This window comes from Aliiruegeria haliotis (assembly GCF_003003255.1).
GTDB lineage: Bacteria > Pseudomonadota > Alphaproteobacteria > Rhodobacterales > Rhodobacteraceae > Tropicimonas > Tropicimonas haliotis.
Genome location: NZ_PVTD01000001.1, coordinates 897,918 through 918,301 on the forward strand (window position 1 = coordinate 897,918; position 20,384 = coordinate 918,301).

A 20,384-nucleotide genomic window follows, 5' to 3' on the forward strand; every position below is an offset into this window, starting at 1 on the left:
CATGCGCAGGCTCCTCGATCTGCCCCTGATCGTGATCCTGACCGGTATCGGGTCGCTGGCGATGTTCGTGCCGGCGGGATATGCGATGTGGACCGGGGATTTCCGGCTGGCCCATACCTTCGGCCTGTCCGGGGTGCTGTGCACCTTCGTGACCGCGATCCTCGCCATTGCGGTGCTGAACTACCAGCCACGCAGTCTTGCGCGCAGCCACCTTGCCGCGTTGGTTGCGGCCTACACACTGCTTCCGCTGATCCTCGCGGTGCCGTTTGAGCAGGCCGTGCGATCGACAACCTACCTGAATGCCTGGTTCGAGATGGTGTCCTCCATCACCACGACCGGCGCGACGCTGTTCCCTGCCGATCGCCTGCCCCCGGCCGTGCATCTGTGGCGAGCCCTAGTGGGGTGGCTCGGAGGGTTTCTGATCTGGGTTGCGGCAATCGCCATACTGGCGCCGATGAACCTCGGCGGTTTCGAGGTGGTTTCGCCCATGCGCATGGGATCCGCCACACGCGGCGGCCGCCGTGGCAGGATCGGAATGGGCGACCCGCGTGATCGCCTGTTGCGATACTCGGTGCAACTCCTGCCAATATACACGGGGCTGACCGCCGCACTCTGGCTGGGTCTCGTGATGCTGGGTGAAACACCATTGGTCGCGGTCTGCCACGCCATGTCGACGCTTTCGACCTCCGGGATCAGCCCGGTTGGTGGAATGGAATATGCGAAGGCCGGTCTGGCCGGAGAGTTTCTGATCTTCATTTTCTTCGCCTTCGCGATCTCACGCGTGACATTCTCCGGCGATTTCACCCCCTACGGCGCGCGCAGCCTGTTCGAGGATCCGGAGGCGCGGATCGGCCTCGGCCTGCTGATTCTGGTACCGAGCTTCCTGTTCCTGCGCCACTGGGTCGGCGCCTACGAGGTCGATACGGTGGGCGAGCTGCCCTCCGCCACGCGGGCCTTGTGGGGGGCGGCCTTTTCGGTGTTGTCCTTCCTGTCGACAGCGGGGTTCGTCAGCGCGGAATGGGACGTGTCCTCGGCCTGGTCCGGACTTCAGACACCGGGGATCGTCCTGCTTGCGCTGGGGCTGATCGGCGGCGGTGTCGCGACAACCGCGGGCGGGGTGAAACTGCTGCGGGTCTACGCGCTCTACAAGCATTCCGAACGGGAAATGGAGCGGCTGATCTACCCGTCGTCCGTCGGAGGGTCGGGCAAGGTCGCCCGTCGCATCCGCACACAAGGCGCCTACGTCGCCTGGATCTTCTTCATGCTGTTTGCGCTGACGCTCGCCGTGGTGGCGATGCTGCTGGCCACGACCGGTACGGAATTCGACGAGTCGATGGTGATGAGTGTCGCCGCGCTTTCCACCACCGGACCGGCGGCGGGCGTGGTGCTGGATCATCCGGTCACCTACGCCGCGTTGAACGATCCGGGAAAGATCATCCTCGCGATGGCCATGGCGTTGGGGCGGCTCGAAACTCTGGCGCTTCTGGCGCTGTTCAACCCGCAATTCTGGCGCAATTGACCGGGCGGTGTTGCTGCGGGCGCAAATCGCCGCGGTGGGAGTGTCGGTTCGGGCTGGAATCTGTCAGCAACACATACCATAGTGAGGTCTGACGGGTGGTTTGCCGCCCGGAAAACGAGACTGGCATTACGCCAAGTATAACAAAACAAGGCAAGAATAATGGCTGCAGATAAGCAGAACTTGCAGGATGTATTCCTGAACCACGTTCGCAAGACCAAGGTTCCGGTGACAATCTTTTTAATTAACGGCGTGAAATTGCAGGGCGTGATCACCTGGTTCGACAATTTCTGTGTGCTCCTGCGCCGCGACGGAGCGTCGCAGCTTGTGTACAAGCACGCGATTTCGACAATCATGCCGGCACAACCCATCAGCCTCTACGAGAACGAAGACTGAGCCAGCATCACTCCGGGGAGGAGGGGGCCTCGGGCCCGATGGAACGAGCCCTCGTCCTGCACCCCGACATTCAGACCGATCCAGACCGGCGCCCCGCGCAGTCCGGTCTCGATGAAGCTGTGTCGCTTGCCGTTGCCTTGCCGGGGCTCGAAGTGGCGGGAGCCGAGGTCGTGCCTGTACGGCAGGCGCAACCGGGAACGCTTTTTGGATCGGGCAAGCTCGAAGAGCTGAAAGCGCGAATCGAGGCGCTGGATGTCGGTCTCGTCCTGATCGACGGACCGGTGACGCCGGTACAGCAGCGCAATCTCGAAAAGGAATGGGGCGTCAAGCTCCTGGACCGGACCGGGCTGATCCTGGAGATCTTCGCCGACCGGGCCGCAACTCGGGAAGGCGTGCTACAGGTCGAACTTGCCGCCCTGAGCTACCAACGGACACGGCTGGTGCGTGCCTGGACCCACCTTGAGCGGCAACGCGGCGGGCTCGGATTCGTCGGCGGCCCCGGGGAAACCCAGATCGAGGCCGACCGTCGCGCCATCGACGATGCGATCACGAGGATCCGGCGGCAGCTCGAAAAGGTAGTGAAGACCCGGACCCTGCACCGTGCGGCACGGGCCAAGGTGCCGTTCCCGGTTGTCGCGCTTGTTGGCTACACCAATGCCGGGAAATCGACGCTGTTCAACCGGCTGACGGGGGCCGATGTGATGGCGAAGGACATGCTCTTCGCGACGCTGGACCCGACCATGCGCGGGGTGACGCTGACCACCGGTCAGAAGGTCATCCTGTCGGACACAGTGGGCTTCATTTCCAACCTGCCGACCCAGCTTGTCGCCGCATTCCGCGCCACGCTTGAAGAGGTCCTTTCCGCCGATCTTGTCCTGCATGTCAGGGATATCAGCCACGTGGAAACCGCGGCACAGGCAGCGGACGTGGAGAGCATCTTGAAAGATCTTGGTGTCGACGAGGACATCCCGCGGCTCGAAATCTGGAACAAGATGGACCTGGTGCCGGAGGCCGACCGGGAGTCTTTGCAGAACGTTGCCGACCGGCGGGAGGAGGTGCTGACGCTCTCTGCCTGGACCGGTGCCGGGATGGATACGCTGGTCGAAGCGGTGACGGCCGCCCTCGACGGGGCGCGGACCGACGCGACTCTGCAGCTGGCTTTCGCAGAGGGGCGGAAACGCGCCTGGCTTCATGAGCAGAAAATCGTGGAGGCCGAACGCCAAGGTGAGCTTGGCTGGGAGTTGGACGTCCGCTGGACGGCGAAACAGGCCCGGCGCTACGCTGAACTCTAGGCAGCCGCGTGCACGTCGAGAAGTGATCCGCCCGTGGACGCGGCCCGGGTCCAGTCGGTTTCTGCTGCTTGCAGACACAACACCCCGATTGTCGTCCGGAGTTCGCAACATCTTGGGCCAAATGACCGGATCGATCCCCGTTGCGGGGCATCGCGGTTCGGTTCTGCCTTGACCTGAGGGCTGGCGATCCTGTTCGGGATAAGGATATCGCGCCGTCGGAGCCGATCCCGTTGGTGAGGGCAACATCTTCGCCCCGAAACTGGACGGATAGTGGTTCAAAGCCTGTCCGGGCACCGTCTTCGCAAAGGGCGCGCAGTCTCAATCAACCATGGGATCTTATCCGAACGCGACGGCCCGAGCCGCCCCTGTGTCCGTTAGGGCTGCGGCATCAAACGCGTGATGCCAACCGCACCGGCCCGGGCCAGTTCGGGGTTGAGCGTCATCGGGATATACTCGCCCTGCCGCCACAACTCGCCAAGGTCATCGTAGTGCCGGCTGAGGGGGTGGCCGGATTGGCCGGTTGCCGTCACGAAGACGGAAGCGTCGGGGTCGGCGAAATCATAGACGCCACGGTAGCCGGCAGAATGCGTGTTGAGGAAGGGATTGGGACCGGTGCCGCTCGTCTTGCCCCGCTGAAGCGTGTTGTCGCCCCCGGAAGTCGACTGGCGAATGTTCACGATCCACTTCAGCCCCGGGACATCTCCCAGAACCTGATGCTTGTGCACCGCCTCGTGGGCATCTCCCCAGCGGAGGCTTTCAAGCGCCGTGCCATAGGTTTCGCCGATCCAGAGCAGCGCCTCGTCCAGCGCGATCCGCGCAATGTCGGCGCAGGTTTCCTCCATCGCCGATTGCTTGATGTTGCACCACGCCGCAGCGCCGTCGATGTTGCGGTACACCCGCTCGATGAAAATCGGATCGGCATGGGTATAGGCCTGCGACAAGGGGCCTAGGTCGTCCTCGATGAGCTTGTGCTGAAGCTGCCGCAACCAGGCGGCGTAGATGAGCGGTTCGGGGAGGTGTTCGTTCATCTCGCCGTTCCAGTTCGCCAGCAGGTCCAACGCCCGCTGCCTCTGGCGTTCGGGCGTGCCATCGGGAGCGGCTTCGCCGGTGTACCAGAGATCCCGCGCGATAAGCGGCAAAAGGCTGCGCGCGGTGACAGACACCGTATCGAGCTGCGCGGCGATGAAGCTCTCCCGCGTGTGGACCTCCCGTTCGGCCATCAGTTTGTCGAGCCGCTGGATCCGCTGCGTGTCGCCCCAGACAAAGCTGACATGCTCCGGAAAAGGCTTGGTCGAGGTCCGGTTGTTGGTGTTTCCGACCAGACCACCCTCGGGTGACAGCACGCGAGGGTTCTTCTCGTAGTCGAGGCGCCCGTTCCAGCGGTTCCGGATGTGCCAGCCAAGCGACGGTAGCCGGCCCTGGCTGACATGACCGGGGTCGCGGGCGGGTTGCGCACCGATGACCTGCATTGCCACCCCATCGGCATCGGCCAGCACAAGGTTCAGCGCCGGGGCGATGAAACCTTCTGTGGCATCTATGGCGTCATCGATCGAGCCGGAGCGCATCAGCCGGATTGCGGCGGTGAGGCTGGTGTCATGCGGGCTCAGCGCGGTCCATGCCAGCGCCGCGACATGGCCCGGCGGGGTGATCCTGTCGAGGTCGAAATGGCTGCCGGGAAGGACAGGGCCGTTTTCCGTCCAGCGCATGGTGATGGTCAGCGGATCGGCATCGGCGATCGAGATGATCGATCGCTCAGTCCGGAAAGGGGCCCAGCCGTACGGTGTCCGGTATTCCTCCGAATTGGCGGGGTTGAGTTCCTCGATGAAAAGATCCTGATCGTCGACATAGGCATAGGTGATCCCCCAGCCCAGCTTCGCGGAACGACCGGCGAGCACCACCGGCATTCCCGGGATCGTGGCCCCGATCACGCCGCCGGTTTCCAGTTCGAGGCGGGCAAGATACCAGATCGTCGGGGCCGTCAGACCGAGGTGCGGATCGTTGGCCAACAGGGGTGCGTTTGCTGCGGATCGGGAGGGCGCCGCGGCCCAGGCATTGGACGCGCCCCCCATACCGACCGGTTTCACCGGCAAAAGTGGCGCGCCCTGCCATCCCGGCGCCGCGGGTTTGCGCGGCAGGCCGGGAAAAAGCGCGCCAAAGTCCTGTGCGGCGGCTTCCGCGTCGGGAACATCCGGCATCAGGTCCACAAGGCGCTCCGGCGAGAGCAGGAGCGAAGCCTGCGCACGCAGGATCTCGTCCTGCATCTGCCCCGCGAGATCCAACGCCATGATCTTGGCGATGACAATGGAATCCGCCGGTTGCCAGAAGGCGATTTCCGGGCGGAACAGAAAGAACTCCGGCGCGCCGCGCCCGAGGGCCTCGGAGTTGACCTTGGCAATCCAGGCGTTCACCCCGGCCGCATAGGCGCGCAGCGCCGCCTTGGCATCGTCGTCCTGCACCTCGAAGGAGGCGTTCGCCGCGCGGTACAGATCCAGCCGCCGCAGGAACTCGTCGGTCTTCACGGTGCGCGCGCCGAACAGCTCTGACAGCCTGCCTTGCGCCGTCCGGCGCAACAGCGTCATCTGCCACAGCCGATCCTGCGCGTGCGCGAACCCGAGACCATAGAAGACATCGGCATCCGTTTCGCCAAAGACATGCGGGACATTGGCGTTGTCGCGCACGATCTCCACCGGCGCCGTGATCCCGTCGACCGTCCACTTGGCGTCGTAGTCCGGGATCGACCGGCTGGCGAAGAAATAGATCAGCGCCAGCCCGCCCGCGATCAGCAGGGCGGTGCCGGTAAAAAGTCTGAGCGTCCAGCGAAAAACGCGTTCCATCCTGCCTCTTCCTGTTGACCCGTCTCCGCATCCGGGTAGGTCTGGGTGGAACCTAAAGTGCATCCATAACCGGGGGAACCGGTTTTTCCGGTCACATGAACGATGTGCCCGGATCCAGCAAACGGGACGAGGGCAAACACATGGCAAAAGTCGCATTTCTTGGGCTCGGCGTAATGGGATATCCGATGGCCGGGTATCTCGCCAAGGCCGGACACGAGGTCACTGTCTACAACCGGACCGCAGCGAAGGCGGAGGCCTGGGTTGCCGAGTTTGGCGGCCAGAGTGCACCCACCCCGGCGGCGGCGGCAGAGGGCAAGGATTTCGTCATGTCCTGCGTCGGCAATGACGACGACCTTCGGAGCGTCTGCACCGGTGAAAACGGCGCTTTCCAGACGATGCCGGCCGGGTCGGTCTTCGTGGACCACACGACTGTTTCCGCGAAGGTGACACGGGAGATGTACGCGGCTGCCGACGAACGCCAGGTCTGCTTCGTCGATGCGCCGATTTCCGGTGGCCAGGCAGGGGCCGAGAACGGGCAACTGGTGGTCATGTGCGGCGGCGACGAAGGGGCATACCAACGGTCCGAGCCGATTATCGACGCCTATGCCAAGGCCTGTCGCAGGCTGGGCGACAGCGGCGCCGGACAGCTGACGAAGATGGTCAACCAGATCTGTATCGCAGGACTGGTACAGGGGCTGTCCGAAGGATTGCACTTCGCGGAAAAGGCCGGTCTCGACGGGCGCGCAGTCATTGACGTGATCGGGGGCGGGGCCGCCGGGTCCTGGCAGATGGTGAACCGCTTTGAGACCATGCTGGACGATCACTTCGAACACGGTTTTGCGGTCGACTGGATGCGCAAGGACCTTGGGATCTGCCTCGACACGGCCAACGAAACCGGCGCCAGCCTGCCGGTGACGGCGATCGTCGACCAGTTCTACAAGGATGTGCAGAAGATGGGTGGCGGGCGTTGGGACACCTCCAGCCTGTTCAAGCGGCTCAGGGAAAGCGGCTGACGCGCGCCGCACACGGGCGGGGCGGATGCCGCGTCGGGTGAAAATCTTCGGGGAGCGGAACACCTCGACCAATGCGCTCAGGCAGCTGATCGAGAGCAACTCCGCCTCCCGGGTGCTGCCCTCGATGGCGCGGGACCTGCGAAACCCATCCGGGCTGCTGCTGCACTCGATGCACCGGTTCGGCTGGGGGACACACTTTGTCGAGCGTCTGGCGGACAGGAACTTCGCCGGACAACCGCCTGCTTTTGCATGGAAACACGCCGCGACGTATTTTGACGATCTGTCCTCTCTCGACGGTGCGCTTGTGGTGTTTTGCGTCCGGCACCCGGCAAGCTGGCTACGCGCGCTCTACCGCAGTCCCTACCACGTGACGGCTGCGCGAGAGGCCGCACCCGACCTGACAGCGTTTCTGTGTACCGAGGTTCCGACCTTTCGGCGAGAGAACCTTGGGGGGCGCCCGATGCATCCCGCGGCGCTCTTCAATGCCAAACTGACGAGCTACGGTGACTTCATGACTCAACTCGACAGGGCGGGGATCGCGCACCAGACCATCCTGTTCGAAGACTTCGCCGTGGACCAGCGCGCCGTTTTTTCCCGGCTGGCGCCGTTCCTGCACAGCCCGCAGGAAAACCCGACGCTCCTGGAGAAATCGACGAAGGGGGGCGATGAGGATGCGGCCTACTACGCTGATTTTTACGGAAAGGCGCGTTGGCGCGACGACATTCCTGACCCGGCATGGGAGTTGATTGACCGAGAGATCGACTGGGATCTGGCCGCCCGGTTCGGCTATCGGCGCGACGTCTAGCCTGCGGGTGCTCCGGGTGACGGTGCTGCTCCGGCCCGATTCAGGTCAGGGTGAGTCCACGTCCAGCCAGAGCTTCCCATCGCGATATCCTCCGCGAATCACATGGTCCGGTTCGCTCAGTTCGGGATGGTCGGGACGCCAGTCTCGAAACCGGTCGTTGCTGACCACGCGACCACCGAGATCCCGGGCGGCGGCGAGCAGCACCGGGTCGGCCGGGGTCCCTATGCTCACCACCATGACACGTGACAAAGGCAGGCCAAGCTCTCGGGCAAGCATCCGGTCGCCTAGGTATCTTCCCGCCATTTTGTAGCCCGCATTCGCATCGAAAACCACGCCGGGTGTGAAGCCGAGGGCGGTCAGCCGCGTGAGGACGTCCCTGACCGTCTCCAGCCTGGCTTCGCCCCCGTTCCAGTGCATGACGTTCGATCCGTCGAGGAGGATGACGCTGTGCTGCGGCTCGCGCGACATCCAGCGCCAGACGAGCAGGTAAAAGCTGGCGAAAGCCGCCAGTCCCGCAACAAAGATCAGGTTGGCAAAATCGGGATCGTAGAGGGCAAAGGCAACACCGCCGAGGGAAGCGGCCAGCAGGAGAACAGGCAAGCGCATGCCGCGACGCTATCGCCGTGGCGTGGGGATGCCAACACCCTCCGGAACGGCGACCATGCAACCTTCATCACGCCGAAAGAAAGCCCCCGACCATGCGGGCCGGGGGCCTGTATTTGCGCGTGTTGACCGGTGTCAGCCAGCCGCACGCGCGAGGTTGCGCAGCACGTATTGCAGGACGCCGCCGTTCTCGATGTACTCGATCTCCACTGCGGTATCGATCCGGCATTTCAGCATGATCTGCACGCTCTCTCCGTTTGCGCGGGTGATGGTGCAGGGCACCTCCTGCAGGGGTTGGACACCGACGAGGCCGTGGATCGAAACTGTCTCGTCGCCCGTCAGGCCAAGGGTCTTGCGCGTGTCCCCGTCTGTGAACTCGAAGGGAATGATGCCCATGCCGACGAGGTTGGACCGGTGGATACGCTCGAAGCTTTCGGCGATCACCGCCTTGACGCCGAGCAGGTTGGTCCCCTTGGCCGCCCAGTCGCGGGAGGATCCGGCGCCATATTGCTCGCCACCGAAGACCACCAGCTGGATGCCGGCCTCCTGATAGGCCATGGAGGCCTCGAAGATCGAGGTCTGCGCGCCATCCGGCCCGAGGGTGTAACCGCCCTCGACCCCGTCCAGCATCTCGTTCTTGATGCGGATGTTGGCGAAAGTGCCGCGCATCATGATCTCGTGGTTGCCACGACGCGAGCCGTAGGAATTGAACTCCCGCGGCGCCACCTGCCGGTCGACGAGGTATTTGCCCGCTGGCGTGTCCTGCTTGAAGGACCCCGCGGGCGAGATGTGGTCGGTGGTGATCATGTCCCCCAGCAAGGCAAGGACCCGGGCACCTTCGATGTCCTCGATGGCCTTCGTCTCCATCCCCATGTCCCGGAAATAGGGCGGGTTCTGGATGTAGGTCGAGTTCGCGGGCCAGTCGTAGGTCTCCGCATCGGTGACCTCCACCGCCTGCCACTTGTCGTCGCCCTTGAAAACATCGGCGTATTTCGACTGGAATGCCTCGCGGGTCACGGTCTGTTTGACCAGTTCCGCGATCTCGGCATTGCTGGGCCAGATGTCCCGGAGGAACACGTCCTTGCCGTCCTTGTCCTGCCCAAGTGGTTCGGTCGTGATGTCGATGTTCATGTCACCGGCCAGCGCGTAGGCCACGACCAGCGGCGGCGAGGCCAGGTAGTTGGCACGCACGTCAGGGCTGATCCGGCCCTCGAAGTTCCGATTGCCTGAAAGAACGGAAGTCGCCACCAGATCGCCATCGGCAATCGCCTTCGAGATTTCCGGTTGCAGCGGTCCCGAGTTGCCGATGCAGGTGGTGCAGCCATAGCCGACAAGGTTGAACCCGATCGCGTCGAGATCCTCCTGCAGACCCGCGGCCTCCAGATAGGCCGACACGACCTGCGACCCCGGCGCCAGCGAGGTCTTCACCCAAGGCTTGCGGGTCAGGCCGAGGGCGCGCGCCTTGCGGGCCACGAGACCGGCGCCGATCATCACGTAGGGGTTGGACGTATTGGTACAGGAGGTGATCGACGCGATCACGACAGAGCCATCCCGCAACGTGTACGCTTCGCCCTCGACGGGCGCCGACTTTCGCGGGTCGCTGGGTTCGATCGGGGCGGGGCCTTCGGCTGCCATGTCCTCCGCCGCGTCGGTCGTGTCGATCCCGCGGTATTCATTGACCACGTCCAGAAACGCCGTCGCGGCCTGGTCCAGCGACGTGTAGTCCTGCGGGCGCTTGGGACCGGAAATCGCGGGAACGATCGTGCCCATGTCGAGTTCCAGCGTATCGGTGTAGATCGGGTCATAGTCCCCATCGCGCCAGAAACCGTTCTCCCGGGCATAGGCCTCGACCAGCGCGATACGGTCCTCGTCGCGGCCGGTGTTGCGCAGGTATCGAAGGGTCTCGCCGTCCACAGGGAAGAAGCCGCATGTGGCACCGTATTCGGGTGCCATGTTGGCGATGGTGGCGCGGTCGGCCAGCGGCAGCCGGTCGAGCCCAGAGCCATAGAACTCGACGAACTTGCCGACGACCCCCTTGGCGCGGAGCATCTCGACCACCTTCAGGACAAGATCGGTGCCCGTGGTCCCCTCGACCATCTCGCCGGTCAGCTTGAAGCCCACCACCTCGGGGATCAGCATGGAGATCGGCTGCCCCAGCATGGCCGCTTCGGCCTCGATACCGCCCACGCCCCAGCCAAGCACCGCAAGGCCGTTCACCATCGTCGTATGGCTGTCGGTGCCCACCAGCGTGTCGGGATAGGCGACGTTCTGGCCGTTCTGATCGGTGTCGGTCCAGACGGTTTGCGCGAGGTATTCGACATTGACCTGGTGGCAGATGCCCGTTCCGGGCGGCACCACGCGGAAGTTGTTGAACGCGTTCTGCCCCCACTTGAGGAACGTGTAGCGTTCCATGTTGCGTTCGTACTCGCGGTCGACATTCATCTGGAACGCACGCGGGTTGCCGAACTCGTCGATCATCACCGAGTGATCGATGACGAGGTCGACGGGGTTCAGCGGATTGATCTGCTGCGCATCGCCGCCGAGCCCGACGATCCCGTCCCGCATGGCCGCAAGATCGACGACCGCCGGAACGCCGGTGAAGTCCTGCATCAGCACCCGGGCCGGACGATAGGCAATCTCGCGCGGGTTTCGACCGCCTTTCGCGCCCCATTCTGCGAAGGCCTTGATGTCATCGACTGAGATCGTGAAGCCGGCATCCTCGAATCGGAGCATGTTTTCCAGCACCACCTTCAGCGCGGCGGGCAGTCTTGAGAAATCTCCGAGGCCGGCCTCCTGCGCTGCCGGAATCGAGTAGTAGGCGTAGGTCTTGTCACCGACGACAAGCTCCTTGCGGGTATTCGCGGTGTCAGTGCCGACGTTGATCGCCATGGCGTGGCCTCCCTTCAGGTCCGGGGTTTGCTGTGACTGGAGTGACACGAGTGGCGCACTCCGATCAAGGTCGATCCGCCCTCCGCGTTTCGCCGCCGGCTCAGCAGGCGGACCCGGGCGCGGGACAGGTGGCTCCGGCCGAAACGCGGAAATCGTGCGAATGCGCGGTCACTTTGACCTGGACCATTGCGTGTGGCGCGATGCTGTCGGAAAACACGGGCAAGAGGAAGCCGCGACGCCTGCGCCGAAACCGTAGGCAGGTCGCGCGGCACGGACGACACCCGGAGGAGCAGATGTCAGACAATCCACATCCGAAAGACACCGCCGACTTGGGCGCGGTACTGGCGCGGCTCGATGCGCAGGCGGCGCACATGAAACGGATAGAAGAGAAGATCGACCGGATGATGGGCCTCTACAACGCGCTCGGCTCGATCGCGGCAGGGGTCCCGCCCGGGCTGGTCGCGGCACTCCACGCGATGTCGCCCGCAGAGCATGTGGCGTTGCAGATGGTGCTCGACGGTCGCATCAACCGCGAAATCTCCGTGTGCCTCGACGTCTCCGAAGAGCGGGTGCAGGAATGGGTCGGATCTGTGATCCGCAAGCTGGAGGTCGAGTCTCGCGCGGCTGTCCGTGACCTCATGCTGCCCGTGATGCGGATCATTCCCGCGGCTGAATACGAACGCGCCAGTGGTGGCATCCCGAAGGACTGGAACGACAAGTATGGTGTGCCCGGGGTGCCCGATCCGTACCGGACGATCTATCACCCGGACTGACCCCCGCCCCGGATTGACCCCTTTGCCACGGGAAGACACTTCTCACGCATGCCCACAGAGTCTTGATTGGTTGTTGCAATGCACAGCCGCTAAGAGTGATGGGCACGGGCAAACGAAAGATGAGTCATGAAGCGCAACACCTTACTGGCCGGCTTGTTCGCGGGCGCGGCGCTCCTCGGTGCAGTCGCCACGGCGGTGGCAGAGCCCCGCAACCTGGTGGTGGTCGAGCTCTTCACGTCACAGGGATGCTCGTCCTGCCCGCCGGCCGACGAGTTGCTGACGCGCATGGCCGCGCGCGATGATGTGCTGCCATTGGCGCTACATGTCGACTACTGGGACTACATCGGCTGGGCGGACAGTTTCGCCCGCCCGGAACATACCAAGCGGCAGAAGGCCTATGCCCATGTGGCCGGCAGCCGGACGATATACACGCCGCAGATGATCGTGTCCGGCGATGAGCAGATCGTCGGCACCCGCCCGATGGAACTCGCCGATGCCATCATGAAACACGCAGCGTCCGGACCCATCGCCCGGGTTTCGGCCGAACGTGACGGCGACCGGCTACAGGTGGTGGTGCCTGCCGTCACCTTGCCCGGTGGCACCGCCGTGCTCCAACTCGTCCGCTTCATGCCCGAAAAGACGGTTCGGATCGATCGCGGTGAGAACCAGGGCAAGACGATCTCCTATTCCAACATCGTCACCGCCTGGGATGTGGTCGGCGAATGGTCGGGCGAAGCAGATCTTGTGGCGGAGGTGCCGGTTCCGGGGCCGGAGGCCGCCGCGGTGATCCTGCAGGCCGCAGGCCACGGCCGGATCCTCGGTGCGGCCCGAGTAGACTGAACCGCTAGCGGGATTTCTGTCGGGTGGATTGCGCGGCCGGGTGAAGGTCCGGCGCTGCGCCTGCGCCCTTGTTCCATTTGCGTTTCCAACGACGATGCGTCCAGAACCATTGCCCGGGATTCTCCCGAACCCTGGTTTCCAGCGCCGCGTTGTATGCAAGTGTCATGGTCCGGGGGTCGCTGTGCGGGATCTCGGCGTCAACCTCGACCGTGAAATCCAGCCCGTTGTTCGCGCGGGTCGCAAAGACGGGCACCAGGGCGGCGTCGAATTTCAAGGCCATCTCTGCCGCCGAAAGGCTGGTCATCGCCGGCTTCCCGAGGAAGGGCAGGTCCTCGCCCTTGCCAATATAGATATCGTTCAGCAGCATCGCGATGCCGCCGCCCCGCAGGTAGTCCACGAATCCCTTGGTGCCGCTGCGCCCGGTCGGAAACACCGGCCCGCCACCGGGGATCTGAAGCGTCTCGATGTAGTGGGCGTTGAAGTAGGGGTTCTTCATCGGGCGATAGATCCCGCCGACGGTATAGCCGCGGGCAATCAGGCAACCCCGCGCCGCCTCGTAGTTCCCATAGTGGCCGGACAGCAGGATGACGGTTCGGCCCTTTTTACGCGCCGCTTCGAGATCCGCGAGCCCGTCGCCCGCCGGTTCGATCCGCGCGGATCGGGCGGCAAGTTCATCGCTGGAATAGTTCTCGATCAGGACCCGACCGGTGTTGTCTGCCGACTGGCGGGCAATGTCCTTGCGATCCGCGTCCGCCATGTCGGGGAAGATGTAGTCGAGGTTTTCCTCGATCCGCCGATAGTGGCCCGCCAGGGGCGCAATTGCGGAGCGTGCCAGAGCGCCAAATGCAGGGATCCGGGCGCTGTAGGGCAGGCGGCGGGCCGACCAGATCATCGCCCGCAGGGAACGGTCCTGGAGCCAGTCGCCGGTGCTGCCGCCGGTTCCCGGCTCTTTCTGAATGCTTGTCGCCATGGCCCCTCGCTTGTGGGGGAGACATAGGGCCAGCGGCGTCCGATCACAAGCCGGGCGCGGCCCTGGATCATCGCGGCAACTCTCGGATACGCCCGGGCAGGGCGCATTCCGGATGGAAGTTCCGGTCAACCAAGTGCTGTTGCAGTTGGGGGCAACCGGGGGCTGGCGCAAAAAAAGGAAGGGAGTGGCCGACTATTGACGTGGCGCCTTGTCCCGCTGCGCCGCTGTCCCGTCCAAGCCTCTGGCTCGTTGCCACCGGCTACACACCGTGCCGGCGGCTGGCGAGCCGTGCGGTGTCGCACTGCTGAAAATGTCATGCCCCCGGGCTGTGGTACCGGCGACCTTTCGATCATTCGTCCTCCGCAACCAGCAGAAGTTCCCCGGCCTCCACCAGCCGTCGGATCTCTCCCACAACGGCGGCCATTGCGTCCTCGCCATCGCTTTCCTTGACCGCGCCGACCTCTTCGATTTCCTCGCGCAGACTGTCGGCCATCCGCTTGGACATGTTGTTCAGCACATAGTCCCGCGCGTCCTTAGTTGTGGCGTCCTGACCGGCATAGGCGAGGGCCATCACGAGCACGCTTTGATCGATCCCGCGGGCAATGCGTGGAATGTCACGCGGCGTGATGCGCGCGGGCACATTCGCAAAGGTGAAGATTGCGCGACGGACTTCGGCGGCGAATTCGGCATCGGCCTCGTCGAGGCCCTCAAGCACGTCATCGCGGGTTGCCGCGCGGCTGGAATTAAGGATCGCACCGACCCGTTGCACCGGCCCCTCCTCGAAGGCCGAAACCGGCTCGGCATCAAGTTGTGCCGCCAGAGACAGGCCGATTCGGCGCACGGTTTCGGGCTCGACCCGCCCGGTTCGGGAGATCGCGTAGGACAGCTCCCGCGCACGCGGACCGGGAAGCTGGCCGAGCAACTCGGCAGCGAGCGACACGGACAACTTCGATAGCAAAACCGCCCCCACCTCGGTGCTCTCCTCCTCCAGCACCCGCACGAGGCGAGGCGCCTCAAGCCCGGCCAGCCGTTTCCATGGATCGCCGCGCGCCGCAACGCCCGCCTCCCGGCGAAGACGTGCCGCAGTCGCGGGGCTCAGGCAGGTGTCGAGCGCGCCGAGTGCCCCTTCGATGCCGCCGGGAAAGGTCAGACCGATGGAATCCATTTCTTCCGCGAACTCGGCGACAACAGCCCCGAGCGTATCCCGGTCGACCGTGCGCATTGCGCCGATTTCGGTTGTCAGGAGTTCCTGCAGGTCGTCGGGCAGGTTGTCGAGCGGGACCTTCACCCCCTCGTGGACCAGAAGCTGCACGATCACTGCAGCCTTCTGCCGTCGCGACAACGACATTCTGGCGGTTGGTGGCGGAGAGGGAATTGAACCGGGCCCGTTCAGCGCCGGCAAGGGCGCAAGGCCGGGCAACCCGGCCATGGGAATGGGAGCGATAGGGGTGTCCACGAAGAACTCCGAATGGTCTGCGACCGCGACCCTAGAAGTCCCGTCTTAAGACGCGGTTACCCCGAGAGGAAACCGCGCCCCGGTGGTTTCGTGTTCCCGACCTGTCAGCTTGTGGTCAGCTTCACGCAGCTGCCCGACTGGGCATCGTAGGCATGCCCGTCAGGGCACTGGCTTGCCGTCTCGTCTATGTGACGCCAGCCGCAACCTTCGGCAATGGCGAGCGAGGGCAGGGCGGCGAGGCAGACTGCGGCCAGGGCAGTCTTGAACGTCGTGGTCATGAGGATCTCCCTGTTCGTGCGTGTAACAAAGGTAGCACGAATTGGCGCCGGCCCAAAAAACAATGTTCCGGCACCCGGCGCGGCAGGAAGGCGTCGGTGGTCCATGCGGATTGACGTGGTGCAAAATCGGGTGGCGCGGTCGGGGCCGGGGCGCCAGCGGGATGCGCCTTTCGCACTCCCGCAGGACGGGATGGGGATCGTCGCGAAACGCGACGCCCCCATCGTCCTGTTGGTCACTCCTCGCCGAAGACGCGGGCGAAGATCGTGTCGACGTTCTTGGTGTGATAGCCGAGATCGAACTTTTCTTCGATCTCCTCTGCGGATAGCACGGCCAGAACGTCGGCATCCCCAAGCAGTTCTTCCTTGAAATCCTTGCCTTCTTCCCAGACCTTCATCGCGTTGCGCTGCACCAGCCGGTAGCTGTCCTCCCGGCTCACGCCTGCCTGCGTCAGCGCCAGCAGGACCCGCTGGGACATCACCAGACCACGGAACTTGTTCATGTTGGCGAGCATGTTCTCGGGGTAGACGACCAGTTTGTCGATCACCGTGGTCAGGCGTGCCAGCGCGAAATCGAGCGTGATTGTTGCATCCGGACCGATGTTTCGCTCCACCGAGGAGTGGGAGATATCGCGCTCGTGCCAGAGCGCCACATTCTCCATCGCCGGCACAACCGCCATGCGAACGAGGCGGGCGAGCCCCGTGAGGTTTTCCGTCAGCACCGGGTTGCGCTTGTGCGGCATCGCGGAGGAGCCCTTCTGGCCCTTTGAAAAGAACTCCTCGGCTTCCAGGACCTCCGTCCGCTGCATGTGACGGATCTCGGTCGCGATGTTCTCGATCGAGGATGCAACAACGCCGAGCGTCGCAAAAAAGGCAGCGTGGCGGTCGCGCGGGATCACCTGGGTGGAGATCGGCTCGGGCACAAGGCCCATCTGCGCGCAGACATGCTCCTCCACCGCGGGATCGATATTGGCGAAAGTGCCAACGGCGCCGGAGATGGCACCGGTCGCGATCTCGGCACGTGCGTCGCGCAGGCGGGAGAGGTTGCGGTCCATCTCTGCGTAGAAACGCGCAAACGTCAGCCCCATGGTCGTGGGTTCGGCGTGGATGCCGTGGGACCGGCCGATGCGCACGGTGTCCTTGTGCTCGTAGGCGCGGCGCTTCAGGGCAGCCAGCAGCTTTTCCACATCGGCGATCAGGATGTCGGCGGCGCGGGTAAGCTGGACGTTGAAACAGGTGTCCAGCACGTCGGACGAGGTCATCCCCTGATGCACAAAACGGGCCTCGTCGTTGCCGATGATCTCGGCCAGGTGGGTCAGGAAGGCAATGACGTCATGCTTGGTGATGGCCTCGATCTCGTCAATCCGGGCCACGTCGAACTCCACGTCCTTCGCCTTCCAGACGGCTTCGGCGTTCTCCTTCGGGATCACCCCCAGCCCGGCCTGGGCGTCGCAGGCATGGGCCTCGATCTCGTACCAGATGCGGAACTTGGTCTCGGGCGACCAGATTGCAACCATTTCGGGGCGGGAATAGCGAGGGATCATGCGGGCGCCTTTTGCGTTGGTGTTGTCACCGGAAATCGCGCGCTTCATACCCAAGGGCAACGAAGGCGGCAAGCAAGGGAAGGTCGCAGAGCAGATGACGCAGATCGACAGGCTCGAACTCGCAGACCTTTCGGGGACATGGATCCTGGACCGAGACATCGCGGACGCCCGCACAGGGCAGCGCCAGCGGTTGACCGGAACCGCCGAGTTTGCCGCCCGGGACGGCGGTCTGGACTATTTCGAGACCGGTCGGTTGGTTTTGCCCGGCGGGCAGAACCTGACGGCGACGCGACGTTACCTGTGGCGCGTGAGGCAGGGCGGCCGGGTGGAGGTCCTGTTCGAAGATGGCCGCTATTTTCACAGCTTTACGTTCGGGGAAGCCGCGCCGAAGGCCCATCACTGGTGTGATCCCGACGATTACCGGGTTTCCTATGACTTCAGTGCATGGCCGGTCTGGTCCAGCCGGTGGAGCGTCAACGGGCCGCGCAAGGAATACGTGATGTATAGCCGCTATTCCCGCTCGTGACCTTGCGTCGTGCGGGCGATTGCTGCATTTCAGGGGGCGACACGATCAAAACCGATGAGGAGACCGGGGACATGGCCCAGGCAACTTTCGACAAGGTACTCGTAGAAGGCTTCGGCCCCAGCGAGGGCAGCGCCCTGCGCATCAAGCAGGCCGTTCTGGTGGTTCTGGGCATCGCGCTCCTGACCGTCGCGGCGCAGATCAAGTTCCCGGTTCCCGGCTCGCCGGTTCCGGTGAACCTCGGCACATTTGCCGTGCTGACCATTGGCGCCGCCTACGGCCCGCGTCTCGGCCTTGCGACCATCATCGCCTACATGGGCATCGGTGCCCTGGGCTTCGACATCTTCGCGGGCTCTTCGGCTGAATCGAACGGCCTTACCTACATGATGGGTGGCACGGGCGGTTACCTCGTCGGCTACGTGATGGCCGTCGCTGCCCTGGGCTGGTTCGCACGCCTTGGCTGGGACCGTTCCGCACCGAAAATGGCCGTCGTCATGCTGGTCGGCAACGCACTGATCTACATCCCCGGCCTGCTGTGGCTTGGCCAGCTCTATGGCTGGGACCAGCCGATCCTTGCATGGGGTCTCACACCCTTCGTCGTCGGCGACCTTCTGAAGCTGGCGCTGGCTGCCCTGCTGCTGCCGAGTGTCTGGAAGCTGGTGGGCAAGGCCCGCGGCTGATCACACGCCAAATCAACCGTGAAGAGCGCGGCCCTCGGGCGGCGCTCTTTTTCGTTGCGCCGACAGAACCATCGGGCAACCATCGCCCGGTTGCACCCTGCACCGGGGCAAGTGCCCTGAGCCCTGCGAGCCTGCCGCCATGCGCCTGTTTCTGCTGACCGCCCTAGTCATGACCGCCTTTGCGGCGAACTCGATGCTGAACCGGGCCGCGCTGGCGATGGACCTGGCCGATCCCGTCGGCTTCGCAGCCATCCGCGTCGCATCGGGGTGCGCCATGCTGGCGGTTCTGTTGTTCTGCGGCCCGTCGCGGCCACGAACGCTGGCACGGCCGAACCTGATCGCCGTGAGCGGACTGACCCTCTACCTGTTGGGGTTCTCCTTCGCGTACACCTCGCTGGACACGGGCCTTGGGGCGTTGATCCTCTTCGGTGGCGTGCAGGTGACCATGTTCCTCGCCGGACTTGCCGCAGGAGAGAGCATTCCACGCAGACGCTGGCTGGGCATGGGGGTCTCGATGTGCGGGCTGGCGCTTTTGCTCTGGCCGGGAGAAGGGGGGCGGCTGCCGATCGCGGGAGCCGTGCTCATGGCCGCTGCGGCCCTCGGCTGGGGGCTTTATTCATTTGTCGGACGGCGTGTCGCGCACCCCCTTCCCGCAACCTTCTGGAACTTTGTCTACGCGTTGCCATTTGTGGCGCTTGCCTGGCTGCTGACGGGCACCGGCCAAAAGGTCCAGCCGGCCGGGATCGCGCTGGCCTGTGCATCGGGCGCGCTGGCATCGGGGCTGGGATATGCGCTCTGGTACGCCATTCTGCCCCGGTTGGGGAGCAGCACGGCCGCGTTGGCACAGCTGTCTGTCCCGGTGATCGCCGCTGCCATGGGGCTTGTCTTCCTGGGAGAGGCTATCAGCCTGCAAATGGTCCTCGCTGCAGGGCTTGTGCTCGGGGGTATCTGGGCGGGGATCACACCGCAGCGTGCGGCCGAGCAGCGCTGACCGCTACCCAGGTCGCAATCCCGTTTCCACCAGCATCCCGCGCCGTTTGGCTTCGTAGTAGTAACCGCGCGAATACCAGTAGACGGCCTTGTCATGGCTGCCGTCCGATAGCAACCACGCGCCGCGCAGGTACTTCACCGCATATTTCAGGTTGGTTTCGGCATCCAGCAATTCGCCCGGAGGTCCCCGGTGCCCCATCGTGCGCGCGGTTTGCGGCAGGATCTGCATGAGCCCGTAATACGGCCCGTTGCGGGCGCCCGGGCGATGCGTGCTTTCGCGGATGACCACGCGATGCACCAGTTCCACCGGGACATCGTAGAGCGACGCGTAGCGGTTGATCAGCAGGCGAAGCTCCGGCGTTTCGTTGGGATATAGGGGCAACTCGTCTTCGGTCAGGAAGCGGCTGGCCTGTGCACCGGACGTGCCTGCATCCCGGCCTCCGGAGCAGGCGGCGAGCATGAAGACGCAGGCGGCGATCAATATGGAGCGGATTGCGAACATCGAACCTTCCTGATTGCTCCACAAGTCCTACTTGCCGACCCGCGAACGCTCAACAGCCAGGATTGGAAAATCCTCCCTTGAGGTTCTCAGCAAGGCCCGTCATATAGCGGTACCGGATCGGGGCGTAGCGCAGCCTGGTAGCGCGACGGTTTTGGGTACCGTAGGTCGCAAGTTCGAATCTTGCCGTCCCGACCACTTCGGAAACACAGCAATGCACGGCAGGAGCGGCCGCTGCCCTGCCACGAGTGCAGGCGAGGTTTTGCCGCACCTGCCGGGTGGTTCGATTCGGCGCGTCCGATCCTGAAGCGGGTTCGGCGGCAGGACCCTGCCGGAACGCTGCCAGCGCGGGCATGTCAATCGCCATGTGCGCGGCTGAGCTTCGCCGGTCTCGTCTGAGGAAAACGCGTCGAGGTGAACGGCACGCCTGGTCTCCGCGACACCCCTGCAAGGGAACGCAAAAAAAGAGCCCACGGAAATCCGCAG

18 protein-coding genes and 1 tRNA gene are annotated in these 20,384 nt (G+C 64.3%); 11 read left to right on the forward strand and 8 right to left on the reverse strand.

The genetic code is table 11. From position 1 onward, the window contains the following. Window position 1 precedes the first annotated feature (1 nt). From CLV78_RS04080 to hflX, 3 genes are all read left to right on the forward strand, one after another. A complete protein-coding gene (locus CLV78_RS04080; protein ID WP_106203459.1) occupies window positions 2-1,519 on the forward strand; it encodes a TrkH family potassium uptake protein in 1,518 nt (505 codons plus the stop codon). 159 nt (window positions 1,520-1,678) lie between these two features. Beyond that, window positions 1,679-1,912, forward strand: a complete 234-nt coding sequence (gene hfq, locus CLV78_RS04085; RefSeq protein ID WP_106203460.1) for an RNA chaperone Hfq — start codon at window positions 1,679-1,681, stop codon at window positions 1,910-1,912. A 38-nt stretch (window positions 1,913-1,950) separates the two neighbouring features. Next, window positions 1,951-3,204, forward strand: coding sequence for a GTPase HflX (hflX, locus tag CLV78_RS04090; RefSeq protein WP_106203461.1), 1,254 nt, complete (start codon window positions 1,951-1,953; stop codon window positions 3,202-3,204). 374 nt (window positions 3,205-3,578) lie between these two features. Here the strand turns inward: hflX and CLV78_RS04095 are convergent, their stop codons facing one another. Further along, the gene (locus CLV78_RS04095) at window positions 3,579-6,038 is read right to left on the reverse strand and encodes a penicillin acylase family protein (protein WP_106203462.1); all 2,460 of its coding nucleotides are present in this window, start codon (window positions 6,036-6,038) and stop codon (window positions 3,579-3,581) included. Window positions 6,039-6,178: 140 nt separating this feature from the next. Here CLV78_RS04095 and CLV78_RS04100 point away from each other — a divergent pair, with 140 nt between their 5' ends. Both CLV78_RS04100 and CLV78_RS04105 read left to right on the forward strand, forming a co-directional pair. Beyond that, a complete protein-coding gene (locus CLV78_RS04100; protein WP_106203761.1) occupies window positions 6,179-7,051 on the forward strand; it encodes an NAD(P)-dependent oxidoreductase in 873 nt (290 codons plus the stop codon). Between the two features lie 37 nt (window positions 7,052-7,088). Next, window positions 7,089-7,856, forward strand: coding sequence for a hypothetical protein (locus CLV78_RS04105; protein ID WP_146136629.1), 768 nt, complete (start codon window positions 7,089-7,091; stop codon window positions 7,854-7,856). 45 nt (window positions 7,857-7,901) lie between these two features. On the opposite strand, the gene CLV78_RS04110 is transcribed toward CLV78_RS04105, so the two are convergent. Then, entirely contained in the window at window positions 7,902-8,462 is a 561-nt protein-coding gene (locus tag CLV78_RS04110) for an NYN domain-containing protein (RefSeq protein ID WP_106203464.1), read from the reverse strand. A gap of 132 nt (window positions 8,463-8,594) precedes the next feature. Then, window positions 8,595-11,348, reverse strand: a complete 2,754-nt coding sequence (gene acnA / locus CLV78_RS04115) for an aconitate hydratase AcnA (RefSeq protein WP_106203465.1) — start codon at window positions 11,346-11,348, stop codon at window positions 8,595-8,597. A gap of 293 nt (window positions 11,349-11,641) precedes the next feature. On the opposite strand from acnA, the gene CLV78_RS04120 reads away from it, so the two are divergent. Together CLV78_RS04120 and CLV78_RS04125 are read left to right on the forward strand one after the other, a co-directional pair. Continuing rightward, window positions 11,642-12,121 (forward strand): LuxR C-terminal-related transcriptional regulator, encoded by a 480-nt coding sequence (locus CLV78_RS04120; RefSeq protein ID WP_158263413.1) that lies wholly within the window; start codon window positions 11,642-11,644, stop codon window positions 12,119-12,121. A 126-nt stretch (window positions 12,122-12,247) separates the two neighbouring features. Beyond that, entirely contained in the window at window positions 12,248-12,961 is a 714-nt protein-coding gene (locus CLV78_RS04125) for a DUF1223 domain-containing protein (protein WP_106203467.1), read from the forward strand. A 4-nt stretch (window positions 12,962-12,965) separates the two neighbouring features. On the opposite strand, the gene CLV78_RS04130 is transcribed toward CLV78_RS04125, so the two are convergent. The 4 genes from CLV78_RS04130 to purB all read right to left on the reverse strand — a co-directional run bounded on the left by CLV78_RS04130 (window position 12,966) and on the right by purB (window position 17,206). Beyond that, window positions 12,966-13,931, reverse strand: a complete 966-nt coding sequence (locus CLV78_RS04130) for a lysophospholipid acyltransferase family protein (RefSeq protein WP_106203468.1) — start codon at window positions 13,929-13,931, stop codon at window positions 12,966-12,968. 349 nt (window positions 13,932-14,280) lie between these two features. After that, window positions 14,281-15,387: a flagellar motor switch protein FliG gene (locus CLV78_RS04135; protein WP_245924824.1), complete on the reverse strand. Its 1,107-nt coding sequence runs from the start codon at window positions 15,385-15,387 to the stop codon at window positions 14,281-14,283. A gap of 104 nt (window positions 15,388-15,491) precedes the next feature. After that, on the reverse strand, window positions 15,492-15,665 hold the full coding sequence (locus CLV78_RS23770; RefSeq protein ID WP_158263414.1) for a hypothetical protein: 174 nt from the start codon (window positions 15,663-15,665) through the stop codon (window positions 15,492-15,494). 233 nt (window positions 15,666-15,898) lie between these two features. Beyond that, on the reverse strand, window positions 15,899-17,206 hold the full coding sequence (gene purB, locus CLV78_RS04140; RefSeq protein WP_106203470.1) for an adenylosuccinate lyase: 1,308 nt from the start codon (window positions 17,204-17,206) through the stop codon (window positions 15,899-15,901). Between purB and CLV78_RS04145 the strand changes: the two genes are divergently transcribed. The 3 genes from CLV78_RS04145 to CLV78_RS04155 all read left to right on the forward strand — a co-directional run bounded on the left by CLV78_RS04145 (window position 17,205) and on the right by CLV78_RS04155 (window position 19,400). Beyond that, window positions 17,205-17,732, forward strand: a complete 528-nt coding sequence (locus CLV78_RS04145) for a DUF6314 family protein (protein ID WP_245924825.1) — start codon at window positions 17,205-17,207, stop codon at window positions 17,730-17,732. The genes purB and CLV78_RS04145 overlap by 2 nt on opposite strands. A 71-nt stretch (window positions 17,733-17,803) precedes the next feature. After that, window positions 17,804-18,409 (forward strand): biotin transporter BioY, encoded by a 606-nt coding sequence (locus tag CLV78_RS04150; protein ID WP_106203471.1) that lies wholly within the window; start codon window positions 17,804-17,806, stop codon window positions 18,407-18,409. A 139-nt stretch (window positions 18,410-18,548) separates the two neighbouring features. Continuing rightward, window positions 18,549-19,400: a DMT family transporter gene (locus tag CLV78_RS04155; protein ID WP_106203472.1), complete on the forward strand. Its 852-nt coding sequence runs from the start codon at window positions 18,549-18,551 to the stop codon at window positions 19,398-19,400. 3 nt (window positions 19,401-19,403) lie between these two features. On the opposite strand, the gene CLV78_RS04160 is transcribed toward CLV78_RS04155, so the two are convergent. Then, the gene (locus CLV78_RS04160) at window positions 19,404-19,901 is read right to left on the reverse strand and encodes a lytic transglycosylase domain-containing protein (protein ID WP_106203473.1); all 498 of its coding nucleotides are present in this window, start codon (window positions 19,899-19,901) and stop codon (window positions 19,404-19,406) included. Between the two features lie 118 nt (window positions 19,902-20,019). On the opposite strand from CLV78_RS04160, the gene CLV78_RS04165 reads away from it, so the two are divergent. Then, window positions 20,020-20,096 (forward strand) — tRNA-Pro (locus CLV78_RS04165). The last annotated feature ends 288 nt before the right edge of the window (window positions 20,097-20,384 follow it).